The sequence below is a fragment of the Gluconobacter frateurii genome, from assembly GCF_002723955.1.
Taxonomy (GTDB): domain Bacteria; phylum Pseudomonadota; class Alphaproteobacteria; order Acetobacterales; family Acetobacteraceae; genus Gluconobacter; species Gluconobacter frateurii.
The window spans coordinates 1,043,629-1,057,165 of record NZ_BEWN01000001.1 but is presented as its reverse complement, the minus strand read 5'-3'; the positions used below and the strand labels follow the sequence as shown (position 1 = coordinate 1,057,165).

The window sequence follows — 13,537 nt, the reverse complement described above, 5'->3', positions numbered from 1 at the left end:
GTCAGAACTTCCTGTTTGAAGAGAGGAGAGACACCGGCGATGTCTCCGAAATTTCAGAAATAGTGGCTGTCCCGTTGGCGATATGCAGACGTTTGTCATGCAGCGTCACGATATCGGCTGTGTGTGCCACGCTGATGAGAGTCAGGTCGGGACGCGCCAGAAGATTGGCGTAAATGGTATCGGCCGTGTTCTGGTCCAGCCCGGATGTGGCCTCATCGAGAATGAGAACGTCAGGGGGAGATACGAAAGCCCGTGCCAGCGCAAAGCGCTGCTGCTCACCGGGAGACAGTCTCTGGTTCCAGTCTCCACCAATATCCAGCTGGGCAACCAGCCAGGGCAGACGGAACTGGCACAGAAGATCAGCGCAGAGTTCGCGCGCCTCTTCGGACGGCGGCTGCGTCTGGAGCATCAGTTCCAGTAGGGTCCCGTGCGGCAGATAAGGCAGTTGCGGCAGAAACGTGATCCGTGCGTCCTGCGGAAGGGTGATCGCGCCCTCACCGATCCGCCACAGACCCGCCAGTGCCCGCAGAAGGGTGCTCTTTCCGCTGCCAGAGGCCCCTGTGATAACCCATTTTTCTCCAGGGGCGATCGACCACGCACCGATAGCCACAAGCGGCTTGCTTTTGCCGGGAAGACGAATATCGAGATTGGCGACAGAAATTCCGGAATTTGACGTTCGGCTTAGGATAATGCCTGGTTCCTCAGGCATCCGGATGGCATCAAACAGAACAAAAAGTCGGTCAAACGAGGCATTCGTCTCGGAATACATCGGATACATCTGCATCAGCCAGGTCAGTGAAGAACTCAAAGTCCCGAACACGGATTGCGTCTGCGTGATATCACCATACGTCATTCGGCCAGCCAGATAGCGCGGAATGGTCAGGGCCAGTGGCAAAACGCGCTGGATATGGGTGACGATCTGCGTGGAAAATGAAACGATCACTCCCATGCGCTGCTGGGCAAAATAATTGTGCATCAGGCTCGAAAGAGCCGTGACGATACGCAGATGCTCGATCCTGCCACGGACCATGAAAGCGATCTGCTCCGCGTGCTTCCTGATCGATACGAGCGTGAAGCGCAGGTCAGCTTCATAATGCTGCTGACGCATGTTCAGGCGCGTCAGCTTGCGGCCAATCCGGAAAATAATCCCGGTTGCGAGGATGGAAGACACATAAGCGGCAAGCAGGATATCGTAGCGCGTCGTGATTTCATGCCCGAAAAGGTGAAACGTCACAGGCACAGATCGGTGGATCAGCAGGGCTGTAAAAACCACGATAGTGTAAAGGGACCGAAGGCTCCCCATGAAGATGCCGGACACGCCGCTGATAACGAGCCGGACGTCCTCAGCAATACGCTGGTCAGCATTCTCAACGCGCTCGGCCCGCTCGATAAAATAGAACCTGTCGTTACTCAGCCACTCCTCGGCAATCAGTCCCGAAATCCTGTTGCGCCAGAGCATCTCCAGAACGTTTTCGAGGTAAACCCCCAAATAGGTCAGGCTGTAGACAAACGATCCGACTGCCACGAATTCGATGGCATACCGGGGGATGACGGCGATGTTCTTGTACTGAAGTGCGTCAAACAGCTTCTTGTTGATGCCAGTCTCTAAAGAAAAAACATACACGGCACCGAACTGGATGGTCAGGCAGAACAGCAAAAGCGGCCAAGCTTTTTTCCATTCTTTCGATACAAAAAAGGCACCTGCAATCCTGCCCAGGAAAATAATTTTCCGGAGGGACCGGCTTTTGGCGGCCCATTCAGCCCCAGACCCCGCAGACAGCGAAGTCACTCCCTTCACTGTCATATCATTCAGACCTGAACCGCCCTGCAGGGAGTCCGGCACTTCAAAATGATCATCACGTATCATGGCCGCCCTCCCTCTTTTCAGCTCAGAACCATTTCTCCACATCGCTTCCGATATGGAAGAAACCACCTGCCCTCGATAGCTCTGCAAACCGGCAGATTCTTCGAAAAGCCAAGTTCATCAACCTGCTTCCGTTGTGATGAGGCAACAAAGATCCCATTCTTTCAAATAAGAAATACATATTTTGAGTATTACTTTTTTATATGGTCATCTGAAGATGAGCTGCGTGTGAGCTTGCGTGCAACCATCGTCTGTCAGGGGCATGTTTTAGACGCAAGCTCGGACACGACATCAAAGTGCGCGTGGATGTCATCAATCTGTTCGACAAACGCTATCAACTCAGGAACAGCAGCGGTCACGGAAAAGCGGCGTAGTCCAGACCGCCGCCTTTCGCTCATCGCACGCATAAACCGCAATCTGACAAGCTGGTTCCTGACGCCCTACAGACCTGTACCGGACATTGCTGCATCCGCCCGACGCTGCTAGATATCAGTCGTCGCGAAAAGCGGCTGCCAGCGCCACGCGGCGTGTATAAGGCAGCCAAGCACACGTCGATCATCTGATGATCCGGCCAGCGTCTCCAAAACTCTCGCCAGCAGCCTTCGGCTAATGGCCTCATCCGCAGTCTGGAATGCTGCGGCAGATGGAGCGTGAAGATGAAGGCAGTCGAGTTCAATGAATATGGTGGCCCGGACGTACTACGCCTGGTCAAGGTCGATATGCCTCGCCCCGGACCAGGCGAAATCCGGATCAAGGTCCATGCCGCCGGCGTGAACCCGTCGGACTGGAAGCGGCGCGAAGGGCAATATCGTGCGTTCGAGAAGGTCCACTTCCCTGCTGGCCTCGGCGTGGAAGGGTCAGGAGTTGTGACCGAAGTCGGTCCAGGCGTCACGGACGTAGCGATCGGCGATGCCGTGTTTGGTTTCGGCAATGCCATGATGGCTGAACAGGCGATCCTGACGCATTGGGCGCGGAAACCGGACGTGATCTCCTTCGAAGTTGCGGCGGGTCTCCCCGTCATCTCCGACACCGCGACGCGCGCGCTCGATCAGGTCGGCATCCAAGAGAATCAAACCCTGCTGGTGAGTGGCGCCGCGGGTGGTGTCGGCACGGCCATACTTCAGCTCGCGGGACTGCGCGGCATCACCGTGATCGGCACGGCGAGCGCGGGCAAGCAGGAGTATCTTGCCAGCCTCGGCGCGATCCCCACCACCTATGGCGAAGGTCTTGCCGAGCGTGTTCGCGCGCTAGCACCGTTTGGGATAGACGCCGCCATCGACGTTGCCGGCTCAGGGATCGTCCCGGAGCTGATTACCATCGTTGGCGACGCTTCTCATGTCCTCTCGGTCGCCGACTTCTCGGCCGAGGAATATGGCGCGAAGTTTTCGCACGGGCCGCCCGTCGATCCTGCGCGCCTGTTCACCACAATGGCGCAACTCTGCGAAAGCGGCGCATTCACGCTGCACATCGAAAAGACTTTCTCTCTCGACCAGGTCAGGCAGGCACAGGAAACAAGCCAATTCGGAAGCGTCACGGGCAAGCTGGTCGTTCGTGTCGACTGATCAGCGCGCAACGCGACACTCGCTCACCGTCATCTATGCCACGGTCGCGCTTGACGCTGCGGGGATCGGGGTCGTCTTTCCGATCCTGCCTCGGCTTATTCAGGATGTGACGCACACGGGCGATGTCGCTGCCTGCGTCGGGTGGCTCGCATCCCTTTACGCAGCGATGCAATTCGTCTTCGCGCCTGTTCTGGGCGCGTTGAGCGACCGGTTGGGACGGCGACCAATCCTGCTCGTCTCGTTGGCCGGGACGGCAGCCAACTACGTCATAATGGGGTTTGCCTTCGAGTTCTGGATGCTGCTGCTCGGGAGGGCCGTAGCGGGGCTAACGAGCGCCAACGTATCGGTCGCTACGGCCTACCTCACGGACATTACGCCAGAAGAGTTACGCCCTCGCCGGTTCGGCATGATGAGCGCAATGTTCGGCGCCGGTTTCATCGTCGGCCCGGTCCTGGGCGGAGTACTCGGCGAATACTGGGTTCGCCTGCCTTTCATCGCAGCGGCCATACTCAATGCCGCCAACCTGCTGCTCGCATTCGTCACCCTGCCTGAGTCACACCCCCGCTCGACGGCCCCCTTCGATCCGAGGGCCTTGAACCCTTTAGCTCCCCTGCGCTGGCTGTTTTCGATGCCGAGGCTTCTGCCTTTGGTGCTCGTCTACTTTGCACTGAGCGGCGCGGGCGAGGCTTACGGCGTCTGCTGGGCTCTGTGGGGCTATGACGCTTTCCGCTGGAATGGCTTCTGGATTGGCCTGTCGTTGGGCGCGTTCGGCGTTTGGCAGACACTGGTTCAAGCCGTGCTGCCTGGACGGGCAACGAAGCGACTGGGCGAGCGCAAAGCGATATTGACCGGTCTCGCCTGTTCCTGTGTCGCTTTGGCCGGCTTGGCGCTCGCCTCCCGCGGGTGGATGGTATTCCTGATCATGCCTGTGTTCGCGTTGGGCAGCATCGGCACGCCAGCCCTTCAGGCTCTCGCCACCCGGGCCGTGGACAATGACCGCCAAGGGCAGTTGCAGGGCCTGCTCGCCTCGACGGTGAGCCTTGCATCGATCATCGCGCCACTTGGCTTCACGGCGTTCTACTTCACGGTGCATCGACAATGGCCCGGTGCGATCTGGTTGGCGGTAGCTGCTATCAACCTGGCAGCTATGCCGCTCGTGCTGCTCGGCACGAGCCGAAGGCGCAAGGCACTGGATAACAGCTGAGAAAACCGCTTGGCCCGGTCGATAGCTGCGATCCTTGCACAGCAGTTCCTGAAACAAAGGTTCAGCGGAAAAGCTAGAAGAGCGTTGGATGGGCTATGATGCGCCTTCACAAGCTTATCACCGCCTTGATTCGTCCAGTGGGGTGGCAAGGTTGTTGTTTCCCCGACCAAAATCGATGAAACCCTACGCAGGGACGTCGAGCGGCTGTCCTAACCTCATCACGTAATCTGTTTGATTTACCCGCGGGCTTTCGGGGTCATGATAGCCGTTGTGATGACATCGAAAAATCGGCTGTTGCGTGCCGCAAATGAAGGCTGCTCTCCCAGCCACCCAAGAGCACCAATCAGCCCAAATAAATCCGTCCCATCGATATCCTTGCGCGCCGTTCCTTCGGCTTGAGCACGAGCAAGGAGCCGAGCGCCTGCCGACCGCAGGTTGGTGCAGGAGATATGGAGGGCGGAATTCTCGTCTTCCAGGGCAATGGACATCATGCTGACGACACCATTGTAGGCTCCCATAAATCTCACGGCATCGCTGAGCCACGAGAGTAGGGCGTTCGAAGGCGAAGCGGATTTCTCGAGCCTCTCTGCTGTCCCGGTAAGTTCATCGAGAGCTGCTCGCAGCAGAGCCTCAAACAAGGTTTCCCGGGTCGGGAAATGACGCAACAGTGTGGCGAAGCCGACCCCCGCTCGACGGGCAATGTCACGCATGGAGACGTTTACACCATCTTCTGCGATGGCCTCACGTGCGCTCAAGAGAAGGCGGTCGTAATTTTTTCGGGCGTCAGCTCGCATGGGTTCCGCTTGACAAGTGGTTCAGTGGTCCGTTTATCTGGGCCAGTGAACCACTTGTAGCGTAATTGCTCGCGGAAGGACATGAGAATGTCAGTTAATATGCGATACAGACTTTTGGGCGAACACACCGGCCTGAGGGTTTCTGAGCTTCTGCTCGGGACCGCGAATTTTGGCCGCGCCTGGGGTGGACATGGTGCGGACCCGGACGAAGCGCGCCGCATTCTGGACACTTATGCTGAGGCGGGCGGGAATTTCATCGATACTGCCAACGGTTATCAGGAAGGACAGTCCGAGGAATTTCTGGGAAACCTGCTTGCGGGACGACGCAACGAATTCGTTCTGTCCACAAAGTACTCAGTAAAGACCAATGCGACGTCCGGCATCCTTGAAACTGGCAATAGTCGTCAGGCCATGGTGTCATCCGTCGATGCGAGCCTGAAGCGGCTCAAGACCGACCGCATCGACATCTACTGGGCGCATGTTTCGGATGGTGTTACGCCGCTTGAAGAAATTGTGCGGGGGTTCGATGACCTCGCACGTGCCGGCAAGATCCTCTATGCTGGACTGTCAAATTTCCCAGCATGGCGCGTGGCAAGAGCTGCAACGATCGCGGAGATTCGCGGCGCTGTTCCAATTGCGGGTATCCAAGTCGAACACAGCCTCGTGCAGCGCGCAACCGAGGATGAATTGATTCCTGCCGCCCGGGCGCTTGGCCTCGGTGTGGTGGCCTTCTCGCCGCTTGGTGGCGGTGTCCTGACCGGGAAATATCGGGCAGAAGATGCTACAGAGCGGCGCAACGAGGCCTGGGCCGGCGCCGGCTTCCAGCCTGAAAATACGCCACAACGCACGGCCATTATTGACCGTCTGTTTCAGGTCGCGGCAGAGATGGACGTGACGCCAGGAGAAGTCGCCATTGCCTGGGTAGCCGCCAAGGGCTCGTTTCCGATTATCGGCCCTCGCACACTTGCCCAACTCGAAAGCAATCTGGCCGCCACCAAGTTGGCGCTGTCATCCGAGCAGGTAGCGCGCCTTGACGAAGTGAGCGCGACCCCGCGCAGCTACCCCTACACCGTGCTTGACGATCCCCGGATCAAGGACCTCATTACCGGGGGCCTGGACGCCAGGGTAAACCCTCCTGTAAAACCCGTCGCCTGAGAAAGCGTGTGAGGGCTGTCGGAAGCTTGGGCAGTCCTGGCACTTCAGGCGGAAGTGAAAAAACCTTTCGTCGGCCGTAGGACGTCAGCTTACGGATCTCTATCCTTCCAAGCTGATAGCCTGTCCTCCCGGTTTAGCTGTCGATTTTCCTAGAGAGTTCCAAAACAGGCCGCCAGTGGCAGCTTCTTACACAATACGGATGACGCCTTTTCCTCGGGCAGCCTGAAGTCGCCGAATTGTGTCAACAGAGAGACCTTGAGCCAGCATTTCATCGATAAGATCAATATGCAGCGCAGACAGTAAGACGTGGGCACTATAGATCGCATAATCTTCATCAACCTGATTTGATGCCTCCATAATGAAGTTTTTCGTCTTCGCATGCATCCATCGATAATGCGGAGATTGCAGTAATCCCCCGGTGGCTTCTCGGGCATGGATCAGGTGCCTGTTCGCAATCTTAAACATCAAGATGGAATCGAGAAATGCAATAAGGCGGTCCAGGGGGGTAGCGCTTTCGTCAAATGGTGGGACACCGGTCGTCACTCTTTCTTTAAGAATGGCGAGCTTTGTGGCCCACAGCGCGTCCAGAAGGCCGTCCCGGTTACCAAATGCTCGAAATAAGGTTCCTTTCCCGACAGATGCGGCTGCGGCGATAGCGTCCATCGTCACCGAGCCCGGCAGTTTACTTTGAGCGAACAGCATATCTGCGGCTTCCAGCATGCCTTGAAGGGCGACTGGCGGCCGCCCCCGATGTTTATGTTGCATTTCGGACTCTCGGTCCGTTATAGGTGAAGCCTCTGAACTCATAGTCTTTAATTTATGCCGGAGAGCACTGCATGTCACCAACATCTGTCCTTCCTAACTGGCTCGAAACAGCATTTGAAGCACTTGAACGTGGCGATATCGACGGCTGGATGTCGATTTATGATGCAGATGCCGTGCATGAGTTTCCATTTGCTCCGGACGGCTCTCCGACCCGTTTGACGGGACGGGATGCTATCGCTGCATACATGCAGCGTCTCCCGACGTTCATTCGCTTCGGCTCGCTCAGCGATGTGCACGTGCGTGAAGTGAGCGATGAACTGATCGTGGAAGCCACAGGCCACCATCACAGGATCTCGGATGGCGCTCCCCGAGACATCAGCTATGTCTGGTTCATCACCCGACGTGCCGGCAAGGTGACGTTGATCCGGGATTATATGAACCCGCTCCAGTTGCAGCGCATCGCATCGTCCTGATAAGAGAAAGGCGAGGTCCGCTTTTGCGTTCTTCGGTCGATAGCAGACATTCCGTTTCTCCCTCCAAAAAACTGCCCGGTTTCTAAGGTCTATTAAGCAGGCGGCCAGCAGTCGCCTCGCAACTGATTTTGTAACGATTAAATGTTGGGATTTCAGTTCGGCATCATGAGTTCTCAAATTCTGTGAGGCCAAAATTTTCCATGCCTGCCCTCTCCTCACCCGGCCGCAGTTGATCTGCTCTCCAAAATTTCTTCGGACCTAAATACCAAGATCGCTTCTCTTGAGCGCCGACCTATGTCCGTAAAACTATTCGCATTATCGGATATAGGGAGGCACAAAAAAGACCTGAAAAAGCTTTTCCGATGTGCTTACCGAGGTCGTTCGTCCAAGGATAAAGGCGCCTCCGGGAAAGACTGTCCGATCGTCTCTGGCTCTCTCTGCGAGAGGCATTTCAACTCACGCAGGCTTGGAACCATTTCTCTGTGTTGCGGCTGACGGAATGTCGGCTCTGAGTTGTACTTTTCTATTCCCGGACACGCTGGTACGAAAAACGCAACCAAAGCCATCCCAGCAGAGCAGACAAAATAGAACCAGCGAAGATGCCCATCTTGGCTGGCACAGCCAGATCGGATCCGAAAAATGCCCGGTTCGCTACAAACAGGCTGATTGTGAATCCGATGCCGCACAGCAGCGAAAGACCAAACAACATTCCCGTTGGTGTTTCAGCCGGAAGCGTCGCGATCTTCAGGTGGGTCGAAAGTAATGTCGCGCCAAAGACGCCAACAGGTTTGCCAATAACCAGCCCCAACATGATACCGAGCGGAACAGCGTCCAGCATCATGCATGGTTGGATCCCCGCCATCGAAACACCCACGTTCATAAAGCCGAAAAGTGGCAAAACGATCCAAGTGACGAAAGGCGTCAATGCGGATGATACACGATCGAGAGGCGCAGCCTGTTTGGCATTCTTTTCCAACGTGGTTACAGGCAGACATAGACCGGTGATGACCCCGGCCAGCGTTGGGTGCAAACCGGACTCTTGAAGCGTTCCCCACAGCAGAACGCCACCAATACCGTAGCTCCAAAGGGTTCTGATCCCAGCTCTGTTCGCTAAGATCAACGCTGCTATGATAATCGCGGCCATCGTAAGCGCGGGCCAATACAGAGCGCTTCCGTAAAACAGCGCAATTACCATGATCCCCAGCACATCGTCGAAAATGGCAAGCGCCATCAGCCATGCTCTAGCTCCCGATGAGACATGCCTTCCGAGAGTAAGGATGAGTGGCAATGTGAACGCAGCATCCGTCGCTACAGGCACTGCCCAGCCGCGCGCCACTTCCGGATGCCCGTATGTCACCAAAAGATACGTCAGGGCGGGAACGATCATTCCGCCCAATGCTCCGATAAGCGACAAGGCGATGCGGCGTAGTGATGACAGGTGCCCCGAAACGATATCCTTCTTGATTTCAAGAATGACTACCAGAAAAAACAGGGTCATGAGTCCGTCAGAAACCCAGGCGTCGATGTGCTCTGGTCCTCGCGCTCTCAAAAAAGAAAGCGTCATGGGTGTCGTTTTCAGGGCTGTATAACCCAACGCCCACGGCGAATTTGCCAAGATAAGACCAGAAAAAGACGCGAGCAGGAGAACGAACGCACCGTTTGCGGGTGAACCTAGGAAACGTCGAAGATGGGTAGTAGACGTGCTAGAGGCTTCAGTCATTTCTCTTTGTTGAACAAGACAGACTTCCAGACAAGTCAAAGACGCCGTGCAATCTTGTTATAATGTTTCTCATTGCGTCCGCTTTCCCGATGCCCATTTCATGAGCTTTACGTCCGACATGAAGACGAGGGCCGTCTGTCTGTTCCACATGAACGAAGCAGGTAGGTGGATAAGGAGGGACTCTGCTCAGTCCGCTAATCGGTTCCGGAATTGACAGGGGTTAGTTGCGGTTACGGGATAAAGCGTCAGGTTGTACGATCAGATTCACGGCGCACGTCATGAGCGAAGCCGCTACGGCTTCAATGAAAGCCATGATGTCAGGAGATCAATAAAGGCGCGCAGCTTAGGCGCGAGTTGTTTGCTGGTCGGCCATAAAATCGTCATGGCACGCGGCATGGAAGTCTCTGTGGCCAACACTCGTTCCAGCCTGTTCTCAGAGAGGGCCGATCTCACCTCAAAATCGGGCAGGCAAGCAACTCCTTGTCCTTGAAGAGCAAAATACATAAGCGTCTCGATCGAGTTACAACTGACCGTCGATAGCTGCCCGCTGCCCAGAATACTCTCCCACCCCGACACCGGCCATGATTCGATCTTTCCAGTCGTGGGAAACCGGTAGAGCAGGCACGTATGGTGCAGTAGCTCTGTCGTGTTCTTGGGTCGTCCTGTCTTGTTTAAATAACTGGGGGATGCGACGAGGTTGCGATGAAAGACACCGAGCCTGCGGCTGAGCAATCGCGTGTCATCTGTATCGCCGATGCGGACTGCTGCATCGAAGCCTTCGTCGATCAGATCCACTTTTCGATCCGAAAAATCGATGTCGAGTTCAACGTCGGGGTAACGCCGAATGAATTCCGAGAGCGTTGGTAACAGCAACGTGCCGATCGCCGGAAGGCTCACGCGTAACTTTCCTTTTGGCGCAGCCCGTATATCACTTAGCTCCTGCTCGGCAGCATCCAGTTCTCCCAGAATGCGATGACACCGTTGAAGGAAGAGCGCCCCTTCCGCCGTTAGTTTCATGCTGCGGGTGTTGCGGTGGAATAGGCGTACCTCCAATCGCCCTTCAAGACGGGCAATTGTTTTCCCGATTGCCGATGCGGAAACACCAAGCAGACGGCCAGCCTCCACGAAACTCAGGGTCTCCGCTGCAGAGACGAACGCAGAAATGCCAGAGAGATTATCCATTTTTAGAGCATAAATCGGACAATTGCGGACGTAAACGTCCGATCTGAACGGAACTCGAGCCTGTTTTTCGGTTCTGGAACAATGCCTATCCTGTTGCACGTGGCGTCGTCGAGTAATGCGCCTCAACAACATTCACCAGCATTTTCCCAGGAATGGCATGAACCAGACTAACCTATTTCCCTACTCCGGACGCTCCTTCGTTGTGAATTATGGCAAAGGCCTCGTCTTTCGGAACACCTATGCCGGTGACGGCACAACCGTTACGGCCGAATTCCTTGAGGGTCCGCAAACAGGCGCCAAAATGACAGTGCCTTTCCAGTGGACGGCTCTGGAGGGAGGATCGTATCTGCTCTCCTGGCAGGAAGAGGACAAATCCACCGTTGTCCATTGCGACAACTTCGAAGCGAAGACCACCCGCTCCTTTTACACGATGATGGACGGCAGCTTCTACGTTATGTCCGGCACGATCTCAGAGTAAGTAATAACACAAGGAAGAACACCATGGCTCAACTTCATGGCAAGAAAGCCTTGGTCACGGGCGCGTCTCGTGGCATGGGTCGCGCGATAGCACTTGCTCTCGCTTGCGCCGGCGCCGAGGTGCTGGTCCATTACAGTTCAAGCGAGCAGGCGGCACAGGCCGTAGTTGCGGAAATTGCAGGAAACGGCGGCAAGGCCCATGCCATTCTGGCTGATTTGCGTGACATTCAAGGCACTTTCGACTTATCCGAGCGCACTCGTCAGATTTGTTCCGGAAAACTCGATATTCTCGTTGCCAATGCTGGAATTGCGCGGCCAGCCCGCCTCGAAGACACGACAGTCGAAGACTTTGACGACATGTTTTCTGTTAACGTCAGAGCACCTTTCTTTCTGGTGCAGCAGTTATCTCCTGTCATGAACGCCGGAAGCAGCATCATTCTCACCTCATCGCTGGCGGTCCGCACAACCGTCGGCGAACTGTCGGCCTATGCCGCCTCGAAGGGAGCAATCTCGACCTTGGTGACCCATCTGGCAGCGGAACTGGGCGCGCGGGACATTCGCGTCAACGCGGTCGCGCCGGGTGTCGTCGCCAACGACATGTCATCAAGCTTCGTCGAAACGCAGGAGGGCCGGGAATTCACTCTGGGTATCCAGGCGATCAAGCGTGTGGCGACACCGGAGGACATTGCCGGGGTGACCGTGTTCCTTGCTGGTGATGATGCCCGTTGGATCACAGGGGACGTCATCCGGGCCGACGGCGGTTCCAAACTGTGACAGTGGCAGCGCGTCGGATGCACCGGGATGCATCGGCGCTGCTTTCGGGTGCTTTCCTAGCGACCGCTTAAGAGGTGCAGTAGTTGGGCGCAGAACCGCCGTAATGAGGCGATTGCTGCCACAGCATCTTGCCTTTCGCGAAGGCGCCAGACTTCTCACATCGGGGGTCGAATAGCTCATCAACGGTGAAATTACGACTTCGTATCCATTGCACTGGCTCCAATGTTTCGGAAGGGTTCCAGCCGGTCCGAAAGATAAAGACGGTTCATCCGCCGTAACTCGTCGGGAGCACCAGGTGTGGTGGGGGCCTCCTTCGCGAGCATACTGCGCAAGGCTTTCATGGTGTTCAGAACGACGGCCGCGATATCTTTCGCCAGCATCTCATCCAATCCCGGCGCGCAGACACGCAGCGCAGCCGCGATTCCGGCTATGGCATGCCCGCGTGCACGCTCGCGAATCTCCATGCTATCTGTCCGTGCCTCCATTAACGCAGACAGAGATTTCACACCTGGATGCAACGCGATGAGCAACTCGATCAACACATCCCCCAATGCTTCTGGAGAAAGCGTGGCCGCCCGTTGGGCGAGAGCTGCGTATTCTTCCTCCAGAATGGTGACATGCCGCTGCACTAGCGCGTCCGCCACCGCCTCCTTGTTCGGAAAAAAGCGATAAAGCGAGCCGATCTTCGCTCCGGCTCTTGCTGCAATTTCCGCCATGGTCGTCGCCTCATAGCCGCGCTCTGCCATCAGATCCGAAGCGGCTGCCAGCAGTTCTTCGACACGCTGACGTCCGGCTGCTCGCAGCGGTTGAAGCGTTGCTCGTTTTGCTCTTGACGTATTTGAGCTCATACTCAAATAATACTCCTACTTGAGTATCCACTCAACTTTTAACGTCTCCGCATGTACCGGACAGCGGTGCGGAGTGGCGGTTCAATGATCCCCAGAGAAAGGTCATATCATGACTTCGCTTCAAGCAACCAAAACAGCCCTCGTCCTGATCGATCTCCAGAAGGGTATCACGGGGCTGCCTTTGGCCCCAATATCGGGCGAAGCAGTCGTCGAACGATCGAAAGAACTTGCAGCGCGTTTCCGGGCCTCCGGTGCTCCCGTCATTCTCGTGAACGTCGCGTTCGCGCCAGATTTTGCGGACGCTGCGCATACGGTTGTCGACCGCTCCTTCTCCCCGCAGGGAGGCTTCGCGCCAGATTGGGCGGAACTGGTCGACGGACTTGCCGAACCGGACGATCTGCGTGTCACGAAACGGCAATGGGGGGCATTTTACGGTACGGATCTCGACCTCCAGTTGCGGCGACGTGGGATCACCACGATCGTGCTCGGCGGGATCGCGACAAATCTGGGGGTGGAATCTACCGCTCGAGCGGCGCATGAGCACGGGTACAACGTCGTGCTCGCCGAAGATATCATGTCCACCTTCACGGAAGAGATGCAGCGTTTTGCCTCAGAGGAAATCTTCCCCCGCCTTGGCCGCGTGACGACGAGCGACGCGATCGCACTGGATGCGTGAGCTCATGGTGTCCGGCATTGCGTATTAGGGCTTTTAGTAAGGC

General features: G+C 56.3%; 13 protein-coding genes. 7 read left to right on the top strand and 6 right to left on the bottom strand.

All coding sequences use genetic code 11. The features are described 5' to 3' along the window. Position 1 precedes the first annotated feature (1 nt). Entirely contained in the window at positions 2–1,867 is a 1,866-nt protein-coding gene (locus GFR01_RS04950) for an ABC transporter ATP-binding protein/permease (RefSeq protein ID WP_167384200.1), read from the bottom strand. Between the two features lie 653 nt (positions 1,868–2,520). Here GFR01_RS04950 and GFR01_RS04945 point away from each other — a divergent pair. Next, positions 2,521–3,426, top strand: coding sequence for an NADP-dependent oxidoreductase (locus GFR01_RS04945; RefSeq protein WP_099181479.1), 906 nt, complete (start codon positions 2,521–2,523; stop codon positions 3,424–3,426). Next, a complete protein-coding gene (locus tag GFR01_RS04940) occupies positions 3,416–4,630 on the top strand; it encodes a TCR/Tet family MFS transporter (RefSeq protein ID WP_099181478.1) in 1,215 nt (404 codons plus the stop codon). The genes GFR01_RS04945 and GFR01_RS04940 overlap by 11 nt, the downstream gene beginning before the upstream one ends. 236 nt (positions 4,631–4,866) lie before the next feature. Here GFR01_RS04940 and GFR01_RS04935 read toward each other — a convergent pair whose 3' ends face one another. Then, positions 4,867–5,424 carry a TetR/AcrR family transcriptional regulator gene (locus GFR01_RS04935; RefSeq protein WP_063902710.1) on the bottom strand — a complete coding sequence of 186 codons (558 nt, stop codon included), beginning with the start codon at positions 5,422–5,424 and terminating at the stop codon, positions 4,867–4,869. Between the two features lie 87 nt (positions 5,425–5,511). Between GFR01_RS04935 and GFR01_RS04930 the strand changes: the two genes are divergently transcribed. After that, positions 5,512–6,579 carry an aldo/keto reductase gene (locus GFR01_RS04930; RefSeq protein ID WP_218016649.1) on the top strand — a complete coding sequence of 356 codons (1,068 nt, stop codon included), beginning with the start codon at positions 5,512–5,514 and terminating at the stop codon, positions 6,577–6,579. Between the two features lie 186 nt (positions 6,580–6,765). Here the strand turns inward: GFR01_RS04930 and GFR01_RS04925 are convergent, their stop codons facing one another. Continuing rightward, entirely contained in the window at positions 6,766–7,344 is a 579-nt protein-coding gene (locus tag GFR01_RS04925) for a TetR/AcrR family transcriptional regulator (RefSeq protein ID WP_244902160.1), read from the bottom strand. A 71-nt stretch (positions 7,345–7,415) separates the two neighbouring features. Here GFR01_RS04925 and GFR01_RS04920 point away from each other — a divergent pair, with 71 nt between their 5' ends. Next, a complete protein-coding gene (locus GFR01_RS04920; RefSeq protein ID WP_099181476.1) occupies positions 7,416–7,817 on the top strand; it encodes a nuclear transport factor 2 family protein in 402 nt (133 codons plus the stop codon). Between the two features lie 523 nt (positions 7,818–8,340). Here GFR01_RS04920 and nhaA read toward each other — a convergent pair. Together nhaA and GFR01_RS04910 are read right to left on the bottom strand one after the other, a co-directional pair. Beyond that, entirely contained in the window at positions 8,341–9,537 is a 1,197-nt protein-coding gene (nhaA, locus tag GFR01_RS04915) for a Na+/H+ antiporter NhaA (protein WP_099181475.1), read from the bottom strand. 291 nt (positions 9,538–9,828) lie between these two features. Then, positions 9,829–10,719: a LysR family transcriptional regulator gene (locus tag GFR01_RS04910; RefSeq protein ID WP_099181474.1), complete on the bottom strand. Its 891-nt coding sequence runs from the start codon at positions 10,717–10,719 to the stop codon at positions 9,829–9,831. Between the two features lie 157 nt (positions 10,720–10,876). Between GFR01_RS04910 and GFR01_RS04905 the strand changes: the two genes are divergently transcribed. Together GFR01_RS04905 and GFR01_RS04900 are read left to right on the top strand one after the other, a co-directional pair. Further along, the gene (locus GFR01_RS04905; RefSeq protein ID WP_099181473.1) at positions 10,877–11,197 is read left to right on the top strand and encodes a MoaF-related domain-containing protein; all 321 of its coding nucleotides are present in this window, start codon (positions 10,877–10,879) and stop codon (positions 11,195–11,197) included. A 23-nt stretch (positions 11,198–11,220) separates the two neighbouring features. Next, entirely contained in the window at positions 11,221–11,970 is a 750-nt protein-coding gene (locus tag GFR01_RS04900) for an SDR family NAD(P)-dependent oxidoreductase (RefSeq protein ID WP_099181472.1), read from the top strand. A gap of 191 nt (positions 11,971–12,161) precedes the next feature. On the opposite strand, the gene GFR01_RS04895 is transcribed toward GFR01_RS04900, so the two are convergent. Further along, positions 12,162–12,818, bottom strand: coding sequence for a TetR/AcrR family transcriptional regulator (locus GFR01_RS04895; protein WP_099181471.1), 657 nt, complete (start codon positions 12,816–12,818; stop codon positions 12,162–12,164). Positions 12,819–12,927: 109 nt separating this feature from the next. Here GFR01_RS04895 and GFR01_RS04890 point away from each other — a divergent pair, with 109 nt between their 5' ends. Further along, on the top strand, positions 12,928–13,494 hold the full coding sequence (locus tag GFR01_RS04890) for a hydrolase (protein WP_099181470.1): 567 nt from the start codon (positions 12,928–12,930) through the stop codon (positions 13,492–13,494). The last annotated feature ends 43 nt before the right edge of the window (positions 13,495–13,537 follow it).